This window comes from Novosphingobium rhizosphaerae, from assembly GCF_050920675.1.
Classification (GTDB): Bacteria; Pseudomonadota; Alphaproteobacteria; order Sphingomonadales; family Sphingomonadaceae; genus Novosphingobium; species Novosphingobium rhizosphaerae.
The window spans coordinates 582,950-600,927 of sequence record NZ_CP137861.1; the positions used below are offsets into that span (position 1 = coordinate 582,950).

A 17,978-nucleotide genomic window follows, 5' to 3' on the forward strand; every position below is an offset into this window, starting at 1 on the left:
CGCCGTGATGTTCAAGATCCCCGTTCTCGTCACCGGCGGTGCCGGCTACATCGGCAGCCATGCCGTGCTGGCGCTCAAGGATGCCGGCTGGCCCGTCGTGGTGATCGACAATCTGGTCACCGGCTTTCGATTTGCCGTGCCCGATGGCGTGCCGTTCTACCAGGGGGACATCGCCGATGAAGCGCTGCTGGCGCGCATCGTGGCCGAGCAGGGCATCGGCGCGATCATGCACTTCGCCGGGTCGGTGGTGGTGCCCGAATCGGTGGAAAACCCGCTCAAGTATTATGACAACAACACCGCCCGCACGCGCAGCCTGATCGCGTCGGCCGTGCGCGGCGGAGTGCGCCACTTCATCTTTTCGTCCACGGCCGCCACTTACGGCATTCCCGAGGTTTCGCCCGTCACCGAAGACTGCCCGCAGCGGCCGATCAATCCCTATGGCATGTCCAAGCTGATGACCGAGCTCATGCTGGCCGACACGGCCCGCGCGCATCCGCTCAACTTCTGTGCCCTACGCTATTTCAATGTCGCCGGGGCCGATCCCCAGGCGCGCACGGGCCAATCCACCGCCGGGGCGACGCATCTGATCAAGGTGGCGGTGGAAGCCGCCCTGGGCAAGCGTGACAGCGTGGCCGTGTTCGGCACCGATTTCGACACGCCCGATGGCACCGGCGTGCGCGACTATATCCATGTGACCGACCTTGCCGATGCCCATGTTCTGGCACTTGAGGCCTTGATCGAGAATCCGGGGCGCTCGCTCACCATGAACTGCGGCTATGGCCGGGGCTTTTCGGTGCTCGACGTGCTCGACGCCGTTGACCGCGCCACCAACCAGCCGATCAATCGCGTGCTGCAGGGCCGCCGCCCTGGCGACCCCGATTCGCTGATTTCCGACAACGCCCGCATCAAGGCCACCTTGCCGTGGGTGCCGCGCCATGCCGATCTCGACACGATCATCGCCCATGCCCTGGCGTGGGAGCGCAAGCTGGGCGAAATGCAGGGCACGCTGACGCCCACACCGGGCTGAACCGCCAACCATGATTCAGCCGGGCCACGGTTGACTTTCCACAGGTGGGCCACTAACGGCGCACCTTCAGTTTCGCGCCCGGGTCGGATTCGGGCAAAGGGAATAGTCATGAAGATTCGCAACAGCCTGAAGTCGCTCAAGGACCGTCACCGGGACAACCGCGTGATCCGCCGCCGTGGCCGGACCTATGTGATCAACAAGACCCAGCGTCGTTTCAAGGCGCGCCAGGGCTAATCAGCCCTTTCGCGCTGGCGGCCCCGGTCCGGCACACCACCGGCAAGGCTGCAACGCTGCTTCCAGCCCGCTTCCTGGCCCGGTAACCGCACCTGTTGCGGCCCCGGCCCAGGAAGCGGGCTGGTTCCGTTTGTGCGCCACGGGCGTGACGCCCACCTTTGCATGGATGCCCTGCCATGACCGATTCCCCTGCCCAACCAACCGTCGTCGTGTGGGATGTGGGCCGGGTGCTGGTGGAATGGGATCTGGCGTTGCTCTATCGCGATGCCATTCCCGATGCGGCAGCGCGCGCGCGTTTCGTGGCCGAGGTGGTGAGCGAGGAATGGCACGGCCAACACGACGCCGGCGTGCCCTGGTCGGACATGGTGCCTGCGCGCATCGCCCAATTTCCGCAGCATGCCGCCCTGATCGCCCGCTATGCCAGCCACTGGATGGACAGTATTCCAGGCCCCGTCGCCGGCACGCACGATCTTGTCCGCCGCCTGGGCGCGCGCGCCGTGCCGCAATATGCCATCACCAATTTCGGGGTGGATGCCTGGGCGCTGTTTCGCCCCACGTTCCCGATCCTCGACCATTGCCGCGATATCGTGGTGTCGGGGGCGGAACGGCTGATCAAGCCCGATCCGGCCATTTTCGAATTGGCGGCGCAGCGGTTTGGCCAGACGCCGGAAACGATGCTGTTCATCGACGACAACGCCGCCAACATCGCCACGGCCCGCGCGCTGGGCTGGCACACCCACCACTTCACCCAGGGTGCCACCGCGCTGGAGGCTGACCTGGTGGGGTACGGACTGCTCTGATCAGCCGTCCAGTTCGGCCGGCGGCGTCGCGGCCTTGGCGCGCTGCACCAAGAGCTTGTCGATCTTGCGGCCGTCCATGTCGACCACTTCGAAGCGCCAACCCTGCTCGGTGAAATGCTCGCCTTCGGTGGGCAGCTTGCGCAGCACCGAAAGCGCAAAGCCGGCGGCAGTGGCATAGTCGCGGTCTTCGGGCAGATCGATGCCCAGGCGGTCTGCCATGGCATCGGCCGGCAGCGCACCGGCGATCAGCAGCGAACCGTCCTCACGCTCGGTGATCATCGGCCCATCGCCTTCGTCGCCATGGGCCACGAAATTGCCGGCGATCGCGGCCAGCAGGTCGGCCGGCGTGACGATCCCTTCGAGATGGCCATATTCGTCATGGACCAGGGCCAGGGCCACTTCGGCCTGCTGGATCACCCGCAGTGCATCCATCGTATCCAGGCGGTCGGGCACGATGGCCGGCTTCTTCATCAGGCTGGCCAGGTCCGGCTCTGCCCCGCGCAGGCGCGCGGCCAGCACATCGCGCACTTTGACCACGCCGACGATGCGATCGACCGAACCATCGGCCACCAGCAACAGCGAATGCGGGCTGTCCTCGATCGCGGCGTCCAGGTCTGCGGGCACGGCGTCCTGCTCGATCCAGTGCACTTCGATGCGCGGCGTCATCACCTCGCGCACGGGGCGATCGGCCAGGCGCATCACGCTGGCCATCAGCGCGCGCTCTTCTTCCTCGATCACGCCCGAACGCGTCGCTTCGGCAAAGATCATCTGGAGTTCTTCGGCGGTGACTTCCTGATCTCCGCCGCGCGACAGGCCCAGCAGGCGGATGATAAGGCCAGAAGACCGGTTGAGCGCCCAGACGAACGGCGCCGTCGCGCGCGACATAATGACCATGGGCCGCGCTGCCACCACCGCGATCGGCTCGGCCGCATTGAGCGCCAGTTGCTTGGGCACCAGTTCGCCCACCACCAGGCTGAGATACGTGGTGATGGCGATGACGAGGGCAAAGCCCGCCTCGGCAGCATAGGCCTGCGGCACGCCGAGCGCTGCCAGCCGCTCGCCCACCGGCCCGCCCAGGCTGGAACCGGAATAGGCACCGGCCACAATGCCCACCAGGGTGATGCCGATCTGCACGGTCGACAAAAATTTTCCGGGGTCTGCCGCCAGCTCCAACGCCACCTTGGCGCCCCCGCGGCCGCTTTCGGCCAGGACTTTCAGGCGGGCTGGCCGTGCCGAGACAATGGCCAGTTCCGACATGGAAAACAGGCCGTTGAGCACGACAAGGCCCAGGATCACGAGGGCGTCTGGCCACGGAAAAGAGGTCACGCGCATGCCCCTAGCAGATTTGTGCCGCGCCGCGAAGACCTTGCATCGCGCCGGCAGGGCCCCCGCCTATTCGGGAACCATTCAGGCGGGGCTGGTGTATTGGTTTCGTCCGAATTACCGATCATGTCGGGACGCCTGGCATGGCAAAACGCCGGGCGGTGGATGCAAAAGGGGAATTTATCATGAAGTTCAGTCGGGTGCTCGTCTCAAGCATGTGCGCCGTGTCGCTGGTCAGCCTTTCGGCCTGCGTCACCGATCCCAACACCGGCCAGCAGAAGGTATCGCGCACGGCGATCGGCGCCGGCGCTGGCGCACTGGGTGGCCTGCTGCTGGGCGGGCTGATCGGCGGCGGCACCGGCCGCATCGTGGGCGCGGGCATCGGCGGCATCGCCGGCGCGGCCGTGGGTTACACCATGGACAAGCAGATCAAGCAGCTGCGCGAACAGACCGCCGGTTCGGGCGTCGACGTGACGCCGACCGACAATGGCCAGGCCATCCTGGTCAACCTGCCCAACGGCGTCACGTTCGACACCGACAGCACGATGATCAAGCCGGCGTTCCGCGACACGCTCGACCGCGTGGCGCAGTCGCTCACGCAGTATCCCAACTCGCTGATCGACGTATACGGCCACACCGATTCCACGGGTTCGGACGCCTACAACATGACCTTGTCGCAGAACCGCGCCCAGGCCGTGGCCGATTACCTGTCTTCGCGCGGGGTGGCCCCGGCGCGCATCCGTGCGCAAGGCTTCGGCAAGACCCGCCCGGTCGCCTCCAACGCCACCGAGGAAGGCCGCGCCGCCAACCGCCGCGTGGAAATCAAGATCGTGCCCGTCACCCAGGACGACGTGGCCCGCGCCCGCGGCCAGTAAGCGCCGCCACCGCCAACCTAGCAAAAGGGGCGCCATCCGGATCGGGTGGCGCCCCTTTCCGTTTGCCCTGCATACTGGTTGACGCAATGCGGCATGGGCTGGCATCTCGCGCGTCAACAAGGAGAAACTGGCCATGTCCACTTCGCAGATCACCCGCCGCGCGCTCGCCGGGCGAACGCTCAACCCGATCGGCCTTGGCTGCATGTCGCTGAGCTGGGCCTATGGCGAGCGGCCGAGCGATGCCGACGGCATTGCCCTGCTGCACCGCGCCATCGACCTGGGCTACGATCATTTCGACACCGCGCGTCTTTATGGCCATGGCCATAATGAAACCCTCGTGGGCCAGGCCCTCAAGGGCAAGCGCGACAAGGTGTTCCTGGCCAGCAAGATGGGCATTTTCGCCAGCGGCGAAAAGCGCGGGATCGATTGCCATCCCGATACGATCCGGGCCGAGTTGGAAAAGTCGCTCGCCCTGCTCCAGACCGATCACATCGATCTCTACTATATGCACCGGCGCGATTTCAAAGTGCCGATCGAGGATTCGGTGGGCGCGATGGCCGACCTCGTCAAGGAAGGCAAGATCGGCGCCATCGGCCTTTCGGAAATGTCGGCCGACACGCTGCGCCGTGCCGCCGCCGTGCACCCGATTGCCGCGATGCAGACCGAATATTCGCCCTGGACGCGCCAGGCGGAAATCGCCGTGATCGAGGCCTGCCGCGATCTGGGCACCACGTTCGTCGCGTTCTCGCCCGTGGCGCGCGGCGTTCTGGCCAATGGCGTGCGCGATCCCGAGGCGCTGGAAGCCGGAGACATCCGCAAGGCCATGCCACGCTTCATGGGCGACAACTGGCCACGCAACCTGGCGCTGGTCGATGCCTTCAACGCCATTGCCACACGCGAAGGCGTGACCCCGGCGCAGCTTTCGCTGGCGTGGGTGCTGGGCAAGGGCGAGCACATCGTGGCCATCCCCGGCACCGGCAAGATCGCGCACCTGGAAGAAAACATCGCCCGCTGGGATTGGGCGATCCCGGCGCAGGTGACGGCAGAAATCGACGCCCTGATCAACCAGCAGACCGTGGCTGGCCACCGCTATGCCGGCGCCATGCTGCCCACGATCGACACCGAGGATTTCGAGCCGGCCTGATCGCCGCCTCGAACCGGCAACACCGTCAGCCGCGCAGCGCCTTGGCGGTGGTCGGCGCCACCCGCGCACGCGCTTCGGCGTGAATCGCGGGGGCACTGACCAGCACGCCGAACGTGCGCGGATCGGGTTTGTTGAACGCAAGCGCGCTGCCATGGGCATCGGTGACCGTCGCCCCGGCCTCCTGCGCGATGAGGGCGGCGGCGGCGATGTCCCATTCATAGCCCCAGCGCCATGTGGCCAGCAGATCGGCTTCGGCCGAAGCGACCATGGCCATGCGCAAGGCGATGGAATTGGGCTTGGCCACCATGGTCAGGTCCACGCTGCCGGGCGGCAGGTGGTCTGTGGGCATGCGCGCGCCGTGCAACTGTGTGCGCTGGCTCGCCACCAGCGGCACGCCGTTGCGCGTCGCACCATGCCCGGCCTGGGCCAGCCACACTTCGCCGCGTGCCGGCGCCGCCAGCATCGCCACCACCGGGCGCCCGGCGTCGATGAGTGCCACCGAGACCGCCCAGCCGGGCGCACCTCGCACGAAATCGCGCGTGCCGTCCACCGGATCGACCACCCAGCAGCGCTCGCGCGCCAGCCGGGCGGGGTCATCCGCCGTCTCTTCGGAAAGCCAGCCTGCATCGGGCACAAGGTCACCCAGTGCCACGCGCAGGTACGTATCGACCGCGATATCGGCTTCGCACACCGGATTGTTCGGGCCCTTTTCCCACACCTTGGGCACGTGTCCATGACCGGGCCACAGCGCCAGCGCCTTGGCAGCGGCTTCATCCACGATTGCGGCCAGAGTGACGGGATCGATCATATGCCGCCCAGCCTTGGGCGCGCCCAGCCCGATTGGCAAGACGGATTGCCGGTACGGAATGGCGGTGAAGAGCAAGGCTGCAGGCGCGCCGCGGGCTAGCGATTCCGACAGTGCACAGCCGATCGGGCAACGAAGGCCTTTGCAACTGCGAAGACCTGTGCTTATGGCAGCGCGGAAAATCACGGCGCAAGCCATCCCTTCACTCATACGTAAGCGGGGATCCTGCATGAACGTCCACGAATATCAGGCCAAGGAACTGCTGGCGAAATTTGGCGTCGGCATTCCGGCCGGCATCGCCGCCCTCACGGTCGAAGAAGCGGTGGCTGCGGCCAAGCAGCTTCCCGGGCCCCTCTACGTCGTCAAGGCGCAGATCCACGCCGGTGGCCGTGGCAAGGGCAAGTTCAAGGAACTGGGCCCCGATGCCAAGGGCGGCGTGCGCCTGGCCAAGAGCATCGAGGAAGTCGAAGCCTTCGCCCAGGAAATGCTCGGCAACACCCTCGTCACCGTGCAGACCGGTGAAGCGGGCAAGCAGGTCAACCGCCTCTATGTGACCGATGGCGTTGATATCGCCAAGGAATACTACCTCTCGCTGGTCGTCGACCGCGCCACTGGCCGCGTCGCCCTGATCGTCTCGACCGAAGGCGGGATGGACATCGAGGAAGTCGCCCATGCGACTCCCGAAAAGATCACCACGATCACGATCGATCCGGCACAGGGCTTCATGCCGCACCACGGCCGCGCCGTGGGCTTTGCCCTTGGTCTTTCGGGTGACCTCAACAAGCAGGCCGCCAAGATCGCCCAGCAGCTCTACACCGCGTTCGTCGCGCTCGATTGCGACATGCTGGAAATCAACCCGCTGGTGGAAACCAAGGACGGCAAGCTGCTCGTTCTGGACACCAAGATGAGCTTCGATTCGAACGCGCTCTATCGTCACCCCGACGTTGTTGCACTGCGTGACGAAACCGAGGAAGACCCGGCCGAAATCGAAGCCAGCAAGTACGATCTGGCCTACATCAAGCTCGATGGCGACATCGGCTGCATGGTCAACGGCGCCGGTCTCGCCATGGCGACGATGGATATCATCAAGCTCAACGGCATGTTCCCCGCCAACTTCCTCGACGTGGGCGGTGGCGCCAACAAGGAAAAGGTGACGGCCGCGTTCAAGCTGATCCTGTCGGACCCGGCGGTGAAGGGCATTCTCGTCAACATCTTCGGCGGCATCATGAAGTGCGACATCATCGCCGAAGGCATCGTCGCCGCGGCCAAGGAAGTGAACCTGCAGGTTCCCCTCGTCGTGCGCCTCGAAGGCACCAACGTGCAAGCGGGCAAGGATATCCTCGCCAACTCCGGTCTCCCCATCGTTCCGGCCAACGACCTTGGTGATGCTGCCAAGAAGATCGTCGCCGAAGTGCAGAAGGTCGCCTGATCCATGAGCATTCTGGTCAACAAGAACACCAAGGTCATCACCCAGGGCATGACCGGTGCCACCGGCACGTTCCACACGGAACAGGCCCTGGCCTATGGCACGCAGATGGTCGGCGGCGTGACGCCCGGCAAGGGCGGCACCACCCACATCGGGCTGCCCAACTTCAACACCGTGGCCGAAGCCAAGCACGCCACCGGCGCCACCGCTTCGTGCATCTACGTGCCGCCGCCGTTCGCTGCCGATTCGATCCTGGAAGCGATCGACGCGGAAATGGAACTGATCGTGGCGATCACCGAAGGCATCCCGGTGCTCGACATGGTGCGCGTGAAGCGTGCCCTGGCTGGCAGCAAGTCGCGCCTGATCGGCCCGAACTGCCCCGGCGTGCTCACGCCCAACGAATGCAAGATCGGCATCATGCCCGGTTCGATCTTCAAGAAGGGCTCGGTCGGCGTGGTTTCGCGCTCGGGCACGCTCACCTATGAAGCCGTGTTCCAGACCTCGAACATCGGCCTGGGCCAGACCACTGCTGTCGGCATCGGCGGCGACCCGGTCAACGGCACCAACTTCATCGACGTGCTGGAACTGTTCCTGGCCGACGAAGAAACCAAGTCGATCATCATGATCGGTGAAATCGGTGGCGACGCGGAAGAACAGGCCGCACAGTTCCTGATCGACGAAGCCAAGCGCGGCCGCAAGAAGCCGATGGCCGGCTTCATCGCCGGTCGCTCGGCCCCTCCGGGCCGCCGCATGGGCCACGCCGGGGCGATCGTCTCGGGCGGCAAGGGCGATGCGGAAAGCAAGATCGCCGCGATGGAAGCCGCGGGCATCCGCGTCTCCCCCTCGCCGAGCCTGCTGGGCGAAACCTTGGCCGAAGTGCTCAAGGGCTGATCCGCCAATCACGGTTAGCAAAGGGGCCGGAGGGGAAACCTTCCGGCCTTTTTTGTGGGTGCGACGCTTGCCCGCTCGTGTTGCGCTGGCCGCCCTTCGACAGGCTGAGGGCGAACGGGAGTTGGAAGACAATCGTGGAATTCCGTTCGGGCTGAGCCAGTCGAAGCCCCAGTCGGCCAAGCCCAAGGCCGCTAATCCGCCCGCATCGCCAGCCCGCCCAGGCTTTCGGCCTCCAGCACCAGCTCATCGTCCGCCGCCCCTGCCGGCAGGCTCTCGCGCCCGATCATCACCAACACCGGCACGGCCAGCGGGGTTACGCGCTCCAGCTCCACATGGACCAGTTCAGCCGCCGAACGGTCGAGCAGGTCGGCCAGGCGGCCCACGTCGGTCATCCGCGCGCGGGCATCGGCCCAGGCGGCTTCGATCAGGACATGGTCGGGCTCGTACTTGCGCAGCACGTCATAGATCAGGTCGGTCGAGAACGTGACCTGCTTGCCGCTCTTGCGCTTGCCCGGATGCTGGCGCTCCACCAGGCCGGAAATCACCGCCACTTCGCGGAACGCGCGGCGCAGGAGGTGCGAGTTCTGCACCCATTCGACGAATTCATCGGTGAGGATATCGGGCGACAGCAAAGGCGCCGGATCGCGGATCGGGCGCAGGCTCCACACCGCCAGGGCATAGTCGTTGGCGACAAAGCCCAGCGGCCCCAGCCCGCGTTCCTCCATCCGCCGGGTGATCAGCATCCCCAGCGACTGGTTCGCGTTCCACCCCTCGAACGTATAGAACACGCTGTAGGCGCGGCCATGGTGGGGAAAGCTTTCCACCAGCAGTTCGCCCGGCGCCGGCAGGCGGCTGCGCCAATCCTGCATTTCCAGCCATTCGCGCACATCATCGGGGAAACGCGCCCAAGTGCCGCGATTGGCCAGCATCGCCTGCACGCGGGTGGAAAGGTGCGTGGTCAGCGGCATGCGCGCCCCGCCATAGCTGGGGATCTGCCCGGCCTTTTTCGCGGCGCGCACCACCAGTTCCAGATCGCGCACGCCTTCCACTTCCAGGTCCAGCCCGGCAAAGCGGAACGTGTCGCCCGGGCTCAGCTGCGCGCCGAAATGCTCTTCCACTTTGCCGAGCGAGCGGCCGTTGCGAAAGCGCACTTCCAGCATTTCGGAATCGACGATGATCCCCGCATTCAGCCGGTGCCGCGCGGCTTGCTCCGGGTGAGTCAGGCGCCAGGTGCCATTGCGATCCCGCACGATGCGGGCAAAGCGATCATAGGCGCGCAGGGAATAGCCCCCGGTGGCCACGAAATCGAGCACGCGGGCAAAGGCGGCTTCGTCCACCCACGCATAGGCCAGTGCCGAGCGCACTTCGTGCAGCAGCGCCGCTTCTTCGAACGGGCCGGCGCAGGCGCAGCCCATGACATGCTGGGCCAGCACGTCCAAGCCGCCGGGGCGGAAATCCTCGCCATCGCGCTGGCCTTCGTGCACGGCATCGCGCGCGGCCATGGCTTCCAGGTATTCGAAGCGGTTGCCCGGCACCAGCACGGCGCGGCTCGCCTGGTCGAGCCGGTGGTTGGCACGGCCGATGCGCTGCAACAGACGCGACGAACCCTTGGGTGCCCCCATCTGCACCACAAGGTCGATGTCGCCCCAATCCACGCCCAGATCGAGGCTGGCGGTGCAGACCAGCGCGCGCAGTTCCCCGCGCGCCATGGCGCCTTCCACCTTGCGTCGCGCCTCGGCCGAAAGCGAGCCATGGTGAATGCCGATCGGCAGGTTGCCCTCGTTGGCATCCCACAGCAGTTGAAAGATATATTCGGCCAGGAAGCGCGTGTTGGTGAACACCAGGGTGACGCGGTTGGCGCGGATCATCTCGATCAACTGAGGCACGGCCCAGGCGGCTGCATGCCCGCCCCAGGGCACGCGCTCTTCCCGTGGCAACAGGATTTCCACTTCGGGCGGGGCGCCTTCCTCCCCCTCCACCAGCGCAACGCCGTCGATCTCGCCCCACGGGGCCAGCCACGCCCGAAACCCCTCGGGCTCGGCCACGGTGGCCGACAGCGCCGCGCGTTGCAGATCGGGGCTGATGGCTTGCAGGCGCGACAGGGCAAGGGCCAGCAAGTCCCCACGCTTGCCGGTCGCAAAGGCGTGAATCTCGTCGATCACCACCCGCTTCAGCCCGCTGAAAATTTCACAAGCCTCGGGATAGCTGAGCAGCAGCGACAGCGATTCAGGCGTGGTCAGCAGCACGTGCGGCGGCCGCGCGCGCTGCCGCGCCTTGCGATCGGATGGCGTATCGCCGCTGCGCGTTTCCACCCGCAGGTTCAGGCCCATTTCGGCAATCGGCGCCAGCAGGTTGCGCTGCACATCGTGCGCCAGTGCTTTCAAGGGCGAGATATAGAGCGTGTGCAGCCCGTCGGGCGCCGCCTCCCGGCCAAGGCGCGAGGGGCAGAACGCCGCCAGCGTGGGCAGGAACCCGGCCAGCGTCTTGCCCGCGCCGGTATCGGCCACCAGCAGCGCATGCTGCCCGGCATCGGCGGCATCGAGCATTTCGGCCTGGTGCCGCCGCACCCGCCAGCCCCGCCCGGCAAACCAGTGTTCGATTTCGGGCGGGATCGTGGCCATTAGGGTTAGATAGGAAGCCCCAGGCGCCAGGTCCACCTGGCGTCCGGGGCAAAGGCGTCAGTTCTTCTTGCCGGCAACATAGCCCGCCACGGACGTGGTATCGCCCTTGTTGAACGCCATTGAAACCGCCGTTTGTCGCCATCCTTGCCAGGGGGGTGGCTGCGTTCAGAAGTTGCGCAAGATCGCCGTGCGCTCTGGCCCCTTCCATCCCAGTGCCGCCTTGATGAGGGCTGTTTGCACCGCGCAGACAGTGTTGGGCGCCCCATGCCCGTCGAACACGGCCGATACCGCCGCTTGCGACAGCCCGGTGGCCCTGATGATCTGGTCGATCATCGGGCCGGGTATGCGATAGCTGCGACTGTAGCCGCTTGGCGGTTGTGGATCGAGTTCACCGGCGGCGAGCATCGCGCGGGCCAGGGCCTGTTGCCGGCCCAGTGCCGCTTCGGTCAGTTGCACGCCTTTGGGCAAGTCATCCCAGTGATAGACGCTCAGGCAGGTTTCCGGGCCATCGGCCTTGGCTGCGAGCATCATGTCGAGCCGCCACCGGGCCAGCGCTTCGAGCCGGGCTGGCCCGGCGTGCGGGCGCGCCTGGAGGAACCGCTGCGTCAGCACCACTTGCCCCGCGTGGGCCAGTTCCCCCGGATCGGCCAGCATCCGCCGGTTGGCCTTGATCGCGGCCGCCAACTTGGCATCGGCCTTGTAGACTTGGGGATAGGTCATGGCAGGGCCGAACATCTGGTGCAGCACGTCTGCCAACGCCGGATCGGTGACCGGGTCGAAATCGGCACCTGCACTTTGCCCAGGCGTGGCAGGGGCGCCCGCTTCATAGGGTGCCGTCACCGCAGGCGCGCCGACCTGGTGGTTCTGCCCGTAATCACTGATCGCGATGATCATGCGGATAACCCCGATCACGACAATCGCAATCCAGCCGAACTTGGCGCCGAGACCGCCCCCTTGGCCTTCCCACTTGGCCACGAGCACGGGGTTGAAGTGCTGCTCCAGCTCGGGAAAGTTGGTGCGCACGCCGTCGATCAACTGGCGCACCTGCCGCTTGGGCACGACCAGGCCCTTGCGGCTGCCATCACGGGTCAGTTCCACCCACGCCTTGTGCAGGGGATGGCCCTTGTCCTGCACTTTTTCGGTAAAGCGCAGGCCGCGGAGCCGGGCATTGAGAAAGGCGATCGCGGGGCGCTCGTGCAACTGGCCGCGCTCGCTTTCCCAGTTGAACGCTTGCGCCACCGGTTCAAGCAGCGGGGCGCTGCGTGGCCAGGCTTGCGCCAAAACATCGGCCAGCCAGGTTTCGATCGCATTCGATCGCTCCACCTGCCCCTCGTGTGCCTCGGCCAGCACAGTGTCGAGCAACTGCCGCGCTTCTTCCTCCTGCGCGTCAGTCAATGGCGCCTTGTGGCCGGTTTCTGGCAGCAGCAGCACGAACAGCGCATCTTCAGCCGGCCGCACCGTGCGCACCAGGGGCTGCGTGCCCAGGCGCGGGATCAGGAAAGCGACAGCGGGTGAATCCCCGGTCGTGGCAGGGCGGTCCGCCCAGCCGAAGGCCTGCGCTGCACTATCGAGCAAGGGTGCCGAACGCGGCCAGCCGCGCGCCAGGGTTTCGGCCAGCCATTCCTCGGTGCGGCCCCACAGGTCCACCCCGCCAGCATCGGCCTGCGCGATCAACGCTGCCACATGCGCCTGCGCGTCGGCGCGTTCGTCCTCGCTCAGGCCGAATTCGGTGCCCGGCCCTTCCAGCAGCAGGGCGTGGAGCGCGTGATCGGCCCGCGGCTGTTCAGGCCGCGCCAGCCGCACCGGATCGACATCGGAGGCAAACCATTCGACCACGCCCAGCGTGGGCTGCCGCAGCGCGAACTGGGGATCGGACGGGCCGCTGGCGGGCGCAAGCGGCAGCGGCGGCACCAGCGCATCGTGGCGATCGTCCGTTCCGGCCTGCACCAAGCCATCGCCCGCCAGGCCATCGAGCCGGGGGGCGGCGTGGGGCCAGGTGCCAGGCACGAACGCATCCTCTTCCCCCGGCCCCTGCTCCGGCAAGACCTCCGCGATCGGCGCATCGGCGGGCTGCTGGCGCGCCCAGGCGAGCACGGCATCGCGGGCCTCGCGCAAGGCGGAAAAGCCCGCCACATCGGCGTCCACGTCCATCGCACGCAAGGCATCGGCATAGGCGCGGCGGATTGCCCCCTGGTCTGCGGTGGGATCTATCCCCAGCCGGCGCCAGGCGGCGCGTAAGGCACCACTCACAGGTCAGCACTCACAGATCAGCACTCATAGGGGCATCTCGGCGTCCAGGCTATCGAGCCGCATCGCCAGATCGGCGCTGGCCTGCGCAATCACGCGGTGATCCTGGGTTTCCAGCGCGCCCTGGAACGCCAGGATCCAGTGCCCGATCGCCTCGCGCACATCGCCCAGATGGTCTTCCCATAGGCGCTCGGCCCGCGCCAGGAGTGCCTGGTTGGCAGCCTCTTCGCGCGGGTGGACTTTCAGCGCGGCCAGCGCGCGGCGGCGGCGATCGAGCTCTGCCTCGTCCTTGCGGTCTTCCTCGTCGGCCAGCACCACATTGCGGCTTTCGCCCGTCGCTGGAATGGTCACGTCCACTTCCAGAAGCCCCGAGGAATCATAGCTGAAGCGCACATCCACCTGCACTTCGCCCGCTGGCCGAGGCGGCACCGGAATTTCCAGCGCCCCCAGCTTCACGTTGCCCGAAACCTCACGCGCCTCGCCCTGAAAGATGCCGAATTCCACGCGGCGCTGGTTGTCGGCCATGGTCTGGAAATAGTGCACGCGGCTGACCGGCACTGGTGTGTTGCGCTCGATGATCGGGGTGAACAGGCCCGACATCACGTTGCCGCGCCCATCGCGCTCGCTGCGGTCCACGCCAAGGGTGAACGGGCACACATCGGTGATGCGCACTTCTTCCAGCCCGCCATCGCGCGCGATCAACCCGCCCTGGATCGCCGCGCCCAGCGCCACGGCATGATCGGGATGGACGGTGGAATTGGGGAAGCGCCCGAACAGGCGGGTGATTGCCTTGCGCACCACCGGCATGCGCGTGGCGCCGCCCACCAGCACCACTTCGGAAAGGCTGGCCGTGTCGATCTGGCTGTCGCGCAGCGCCCGCACGACGGGATCGCGCAGCCGGCGCAGCAGGGGTTCCGCCGCCGCTTCCAACTCGGCCGCCGTGACCGCCGTGGCCAGGCGCACCCCGTCGACGGTCAGGGCAAATTCCGCCTCGCCCTTGTCGCTCAGCGCGCGGCGGGTGCGCTCGGCCGCCTGGAGCAACAGGGCACGGGCGCGCTCGGGATGCGCCTTGTCGAGCAGCCCTTGGGGATCGAGCCGCGTGCGGACGGCCTGGGCCAGCGCCTCGTTGAAATCGTCGCCGCCCAGGCGGTTGTCCCCGGCCGAGGCGCGCACTTCCACGATGCCGGCAAACATTTCCACGATGGATACGTCGAAGGTCCCCCCGCCCAGGTCGAACACCAGGAACGGTTCGTGCTCTCCGCGGCTGGCGAGGCCGAAAGCCAGGGCAGCTGCCGTTGGCTCGTTGATCAGGCGGCGCACCGAAAGACCCGCCAGTTCGCCGGCCCGGCGCGTGGCCTTGCGCTGCTTGTCGTTGAAATAGGCCGGCACGGTGATCACCGCTTCGGTCGGCACAGTGCCGGTCTGCGCCGCCACATCATCGCGCAAGCTGGCCAGCACCAGCGCCGAAAGCTCTTCGGCGGTGAACGTCTGCCGCGCCAGCTTCAGCTTGCGATCGGTGCCCATAAAGCGCTTGAAGCTGACCTGGGTAGCGCCGTCCTTGGCCGCCATGCGCTCCAGCGCGGCCTGGCCGACCAGCGTGGTGCCATCGGGCAGAACCGACACGGCCGAGGGCGTCAGCATCTGCCCCAGTGCATTGGGCACAAGCTGCGCCGCGTCGCCATCCCACAGCGCCACCGCCGAATTGGTGGTGCCCAGGTCAATTCCGATGATCATGCCGTCGTGCTCGCTCCCATGGGGCCATCATGGCCGGGCGACAGTGCCCATTGCAAGATGCTTCCATGTCCGTTCACGTGCAGTCATCGCGCCAGCAGCCACAGCCCGCCACCCACCACCAGCAAAATCGCCAAGGTGGCAAGCAGGCAACCGGTCCTGCCCCAACGGCGATGAACCGCCTTGCCGCTCTCGCACGCAAGATCGCCAAGCGCGTCCTGCATAAGGTCGCCAATGAAGTCGTGCATCGGTAGCGCCTTGGTTGTGCAGCTTCGCGGACAATCAATGCCCCGCCTGCGGCCCGCGCGCCAGGCCCGACAGCGCCAGTTGCGCATCAACCTGCTGCATCAGCCGGGCCAAGCCGGCCTCGGTCTCGCTTTCGGCCCGCGCCACCAGCGCAGCCTGGGTGTGCGAGGCGCGCAGCAGCCACCAGCCATCGGGCGTGGTCACACGCACGCCGTCGATCGCCACCATATCAGCGCCTTGGGCCTCAAGCCGGGCTTTCACCTCATCCATCGCGGCAAACTTGCGCGCCTCGTCCACGGCAAAGCGCAGTTCGGGCGTGGCCACGGTTTCGGGCATGGCACTGCGCAGATCGCTGACGGAGCGGCCAAGCCGCGCGGCGGCGGCGATGAGGCGGATCGCGGCATAGATGCCATCGTCAAAACCGTACCAATCGTCGGCCAGGAACACGTGCCCGCTCATTTCGCCGGCCAGCAACGCGCCGCTTTCACGCAGGCGGGCCTTCATGTGCGAATGGCCCGATTTCCACATCTCCGCCCGCCCGCCCAGCGCGCGCACGGACTCAAACAGCGCCCGACCGGTCTTGATATCGCCCAGCACCAGCGCGCCGGGATGGCGGGCCAGCAGATCCTGCGCCAGAAGCATCAGCAACTGATCGGCCCAGATGACCCGGCCTTGCCCATCGACCACACCGATGCGATCGGCGTCACCATCAAAAGCCACCCCGAAATCGAGCCCGCCGCGCGCCACCGCCGCGCGCAGGTCGGCCAGGTTTTCCTCCACCGTGGGATCGGGATGATGGTTGGGAAAGGTGCCATCCACCTGGGCAAACAGCACATCGTGCCGCCCAGGCAACCGGGCCACCAATCGCTGCAGCACCGGCCCCGCCGCACCATTGCCCGCGTCCCACGCCATGGCCAGGCCAGCAAGGCTTTCCCGGTCGATGCCATCCAGCCCCTTGAGCAGGCGATCGACATAGGCATCCATTACCGCAACCTGGCGCACGGCGCCCGTGCCGCTGGTCCAATCGCCGGCGGCAGCCTGATCGCCCAGCGCCTGGATCGCCGCGCCGAAGAACGGCTGGCCATCACGCACCAGCTTGAAGCCATTGTGGGTGGGAGGATTGTGGCTGCCCGTCACCTGGATACCTCCCGCCACGCCGGGCAGGGTGATGGCCGCAAAATAGAGCATCGGGGTTGGCCCCATGCCGATGCGCAGCACATCGGCCCCGCTCGCCACCAGGCCTTCGACCAAGGCATGTTCCAGGATCGGCGAACTGACCCGCCCATCCATACCCACGACGACCGCCCCGCCGCCATCGCGCATAACGAGTGTGCCAAATGTGCGCCCGATCGCGCGCGCATCATCGGCACCCAGGCTTTGCCCGAACACGCCACGCACGTCGTACTCACGCATGATCGTGGGATCGAACCGGTGGGTCATCAGGCAGCCCCTACACCACGGCCCAGGGTATCAGCGCCGCTCCACCAGCCGGGCCAGCAGCAGGTCGCGCGCGGCATTGGCTTCGTGCACGGCTTCGTTGCTGCCACCGCGATCGGGATGGACCATGGCCAGCAGGCGGCGGTGCGCCTCGATGATCTGTTCGCGCTTCGCATTCGGCTCCACGCCCAGGAGATTGCGCGCCCGGGATTCTGCCAAGGAACGCGCCTGCGGCTGGCCCAGTTCCCACGGCCAGCGCTGCGTCAGCAGCTTGACCGCCAGGCACACCAGCGCGGCCAGAACCAGCAGCTTGGTCACGCCACGTCCACCATCGGGGTGGATTGCCCGTTTTCCCGGCCGCCATTGGCCGCGCGCTGCGAAGGCAGCGGCAGGTTGAGCCCGGCCACCAGTGTGCGCAACTCCTGGCGCGCGACCAGGTGGCTGGTGCCCAGTTCGCCCAGGTGGCCCTTGTCGAGCAAGGTCAACCCGCTGGGGAACAACTCGCGATAGATCACGCGTTCCGACAGGCCGTTGGAAATGCGAAAGCCGACGCGCTTGGACAGTTCGTTGAGCGCCTGGTCGATACGCTTCTGGTTGCGCGCTTCCACGTGCTGGGTGCGGTTGCGCACCACCACCCAGTCCATCTCGCGCCGGGCCTGCTGGATCGTGGCCATGGCGCGCTTCTTGCGCGCTTCCCAGATCAGCTCGGCATAGAACGACAGGCGGCGCACGCGGAAGGTTTCGGCGTCCACCTGGCCGATCAGATCGAAATCGACGAAGCTGTCGTTCAGCGGGGTGACCAGCGTATCGGCCCCGGTGGCGACATGGCGGGCCAGCGGATCGTCACGGCCCGGCGTGTCGAAGATCAGGAAATCATGGTCTTGCGAAAGATCGGCCACCAGCGCGTCGAGCGCTTCGGGCGTGGTTTCGTTGAACACCACGTGGGTGGCATTGGGCAGCGGGATCTGGCGGCGCCGGGCAGTTTCGTCGCGGTTCTGCAGATAGCGGTGCAACGTGGCCTGGCGGTTGTCCAGGTCGATCGCCGCCACGCGCCCGCCCTGGTAAGCGAGCGCCACGGCGACGTGCACGGCGGTGGTCGATTTGCCGGTGCCGCCCTTTTCGTTGGCGAAAACGATGCGATGGGGACCTGTCGACACGCGGCTCTCTCTCG

The 17,978-nt window shown here is 66.8% G+C and carries 16 protein-coding genes; 7 read left to right on the plus strand and 9 right to left on the minus strand.

What is annotated here, in order from left to right; all coding sequences use genetic code 11:
* The first annotated feature begins 7 nt into the window (after positions 1 to 7).
* The 3 genes from galE (at position 8) to R9J51_RS02720 (ending at position 2,061) form a co-directional block, all read left to right on the plus strand.
* Positions 8 to 1,027, plus strand: a complete 1,020-nt coding sequence (gene galE / locus R9J51_RS02710) for a UDP-glucose 4-epimerase GalE (RefSeq protein WP_179506633.1) — start codon at positions 8 to 10, stop codon at positions 1,025 to 1,027.
* A gap of 108 nt (positions 1,028 to 1,135) precedes the next feature.
* Entirely contained in the window at positions 1,136 to 1,261 is a 126-nt protein-coding gene (gene ykgO, locus R9J51_RS02715; protein ID WP_008069451.1) for a type B 50S ribosomal protein L36, read from the plus strand.
* A 176-nt stretch (positions 1,262 to 1,437) separates the two neighbouring features.
* The gene (locus tag R9J51_RS02720) at positions 1,438 to 2,061 is read left to right on the plus strand and encodes an HAD family hydrolase (RefSeq protein WP_179505807.1); all 624 of its coding nucleotides are present in this window, start codon (positions 1,438 to 1,440) and stop codon (positions 2,059 to 2,061) included.
* On the opposite strand, the gene R9J51_RS02725 is transcribed toward R9J51_RS02720, so the two are convergent.
* Positions 2,062 to 3,387 (minus strand): hemolysin family protein, encoded by a 1,326-nt coding sequence (locus R9J51_RS02725; protein WP_179505808.1) that lies wholly within the window; start codon positions 3,385 to 3,387, stop codon positions 2,062 to 2,064.
* A gap of 182 nt (positions 3,388 to 3,569) precedes the next feature.
* Between R9J51_RS02725 and R9J51_RS02730 the strand changes: the two genes are divergently transcribed.
* Both R9J51_RS02730 and R9J51_RS02735 read left to right on the plus strand, forming a co-directional pair.
* Positions 3,570 to 4,259: an OmpA family protein gene (locus tag R9J51_RS02730; protein ID WP_168557996.1), complete on the plus strand. Its 690-nt coding sequence runs from the start codon at positions 3,570 to 3,572 to the stop codon at positions 4,257 to 4,259.
* Positions 4,260 to 4,392: 133 nt separating this feature from the next.
* The gene (locus R9J51_RS02735; RefSeq protein WP_179505809.1) at positions 4,393 to 5,403 is read left to right on the plus strand and encodes an aldo/keto reductase; all 1,011 of its coding nucleotides are present in this window, start codon (positions 4,393 to 4,395) and stop codon (positions 5,401 to 5,403) included.
* 25 nt (positions 5,404 to 5,428) lie between these two features.
* Here the strand turns inward: R9J51_RS02735 and R9J51_RS02740 are convergent, their stop codons facing one another.
* Positions 5,429 to 6,211 carry a 3'(2'),5'-bisphosphate nucleotidase CysQ gene (locus R9J51_RS02740; protein ID WP_179505810.1) on the minus strand — a complete coding sequence of 261 codons (783 nt, stop codon included), beginning with the start codon at positions 6,209 to 6,211 and terminating at the stop codon, positions 5,429 to 5,431.
* A gap of 226 nt (positions 6,212 to 6,437) precedes the next feature.
* Between R9J51_RS02740 and sucC the strand changes: the two genes are divergently transcribed.
* Together sucC and sucD are read left to right on the plus strand one after the other, a co-directional pair.
* On the plus strand, positions 6,438 to 7,637 hold the full coding sequence (gene sucC, locus R9J51_RS02745) for an ADP-forming succinate--CoA ligase subunit beta (RefSeq protein WP_168557993.1): 1,200 nt from the start codon (positions 6,438 to 6,440) through the stop codon (positions 7,635 to 7,637).
* Positions 7,638 to 7,640: 3 nt separating this feature from the next.
* Positions 7,641 to 8,525, plus strand: a complete 885-nt coding sequence (gene sucD, locus R9J51_RS02750) for a succinate--CoA ligase subunit alpha (RefSeq protein WP_022675716.1) — start codon at positions 7,641 to 7,643, stop codon at positions 8,523 to 8,525.
* Between the two features lie 191 nt (positions 8,526 to 8,716).
* On the opposite strand, the gene R9J51_RS02755 is transcribed toward sucD, so the two are convergent.
* The 7 genes from R9J51_RS02755 to R9J51_RS02785 all read right to left on the minus strand — a co-directional run bounded on the left by R9J51_RS02755 (position 8,717) and on the right by R9J51_RS02785 (position 17,964).
* Positions 8,717 to 11,146 (minus strand): ligase-associated DNA damage response DEXH box helicase, encoded by a 2,430-nt coding sequence (locus tag R9J51_RS02755; RefSeq protein ID WP_179505811.1) that lies wholly within the window; start codon positions 11,144 to 11,146, stop codon positions 8,717 to 8,719.
* 165 nt (positions 11,147 to 11,311) lie between these two features.
* On the minus strand, positions 11,312 to 13,396 hold the full coding sequence (locus R9J51_RS02760) for a hypothetical protein (protein WP_179505812.1): 2,085 nt from the start codon (positions 13,394 to 13,396) through the stop codon (positions 11,312 to 11,314).
* A gap of 24 nt (positions 13,397 to 13,420) precedes the next feature.
* Entirely contained in the window at positions 13,421 to 15,127 is a 1,707-nt protein-coding gene (locus tag R9J51_RS02765; protein WP_179505813.1) for an Hsp70 family protein, read from the minus strand.
* A gap of 83 nt (positions 15,128 to 15,210) precedes the next feature.
* Positions 15,211 to 15,372 (minus strand): hypothetical protein, encoded by a 162-nt coding sequence (locus tag R9J51_RS02770; protein ID WP_179505814.1) that lies wholly within the window; start codon positions 15,370 to 15,372, stop codon positions 15,211 to 15,213.
* Positions 15,373 to 15,406: 34 nt separating this feature from the next.
* Positions 15,407 to 16,810, minus strand: a complete 1,404-nt coding sequence (gene pgmG / locus R9J51_RS02775; protein WP_179505815.1) for a phosphoglucomutase/phosphomannomutase PgmG — start codon at positions 16,808 to 16,810, stop codon at positions 15,407 to 15,409.
* Between the two features lie 30 nt (positions 16,811 to 16,840).
* On the minus strand, positions 16,841 to 17,125 hold the full coding sequence (locus R9J51_RS02780) for a DnaJ domain-containing protein (RefSeq protein WP_179505816.1): 285 nt from the start codon (positions 17,123 to 17,125) through the stop codon (positions 16,841 to 16,843).
* Complete coding sequence (locus R9J51_RS02785; protein ID WP_168557986.1) at positions 17,122 to 17,964, minus strand: division plane positioning ATPase MipZ; 843 nt, start codon at positions 17,962 to 17,964, stop codon at positions 17,122 to 17,124. The genes R9J51_RS02780 and R9J51_RS02785 overlap by 4 nt, the downstream gene beginning before the upstream one ends.
* Positions 17,965 to 17,978: the final 14 nt, after the last annotated feature.

Bases quoted from the DNA above. Each gene is read 5' to 3' on its own strand.
- R9J51_RS02765 (WP_179505813.1), bottom strand. From the start codon at position 15,127: ATGATCATCGGAATTGACCTGGGCACCACCAATTCGGCGGTGGCGCTG.
- R9J51_RS02730 (WP_168557996.1), top strand. From the start codon at position 3,570: ATGAAGTTCAGTCGGGTGCTCGTCTCAAGCATGTGCGCCGTGTCGCTG.
- galE (WP_179506633.1), top strand. From the start codon at position 8: ATGTTCAAGATCCCCGTTCTCGTCACCGGCGGTGCCGGCTACATCGGC.
- R9J51_RS02720 (WP_179505807.1), top strand. From the start codon at position 1,438: ATGACCGATTCCCCTGCCCAACCAACCGTCGTCGTGTGGGATGTGGGC.
- sucD (WP_022675716.1), top strand. From the start codon at position 7,641: ATGAGCATTCTGGTCAACAAGAACACCAAGGTCATCACCCAGGGCATG.
- R9J51_RS02770 (WP_179505814.1), bottom strand. From the start codon at position 15,372: ATGCACGACTTCATTGGCGACCTTATGCAGGACGCGCTTGGCGATCTT.
- sucC (WP_168557993.1), top strand. From the start codon at position 6,438: ATGAACGTCCACGAATATCAGGCCAAGGAACTGCTGGCGAAATTTGGC.
- pgmG (WP_179505815.1), bottom strand. From the start codon at position 16,810: ATGACCCACCGGTTCGATCCCACGATCATGCGTGAGTACGACGTGCGT.
- R9J51_RS02740 (WP_179505810.1), bottom strand. From the start codon at position 6,211: ATGATCGATCCCGTCACTCTGGCCGCAATCGTGGATGAAGCCGCTGCC.
- R9J51_RS02755 (WP_179505811.1), bottom strand. From the start codon at position 11,146: ATGGCCACGATCCCGCCCGAAATCGAACACTGGTTTGCCGGGCGGGGC.
- R9J51_RS02735 (WP_179505809.1), top strand. From the start codon at position 4,393: ATGTCCACTTCGCAGATCACCCGCCGCGCGCTCGCCGGGCGAACGCTC.
- ykgO (WP_008069451.1), top strand. From the start codon at position 1,136: ATGAAGATTCGCAACAGCCTGAAGTCGCTCAAGGACCGTCACCGGGAC.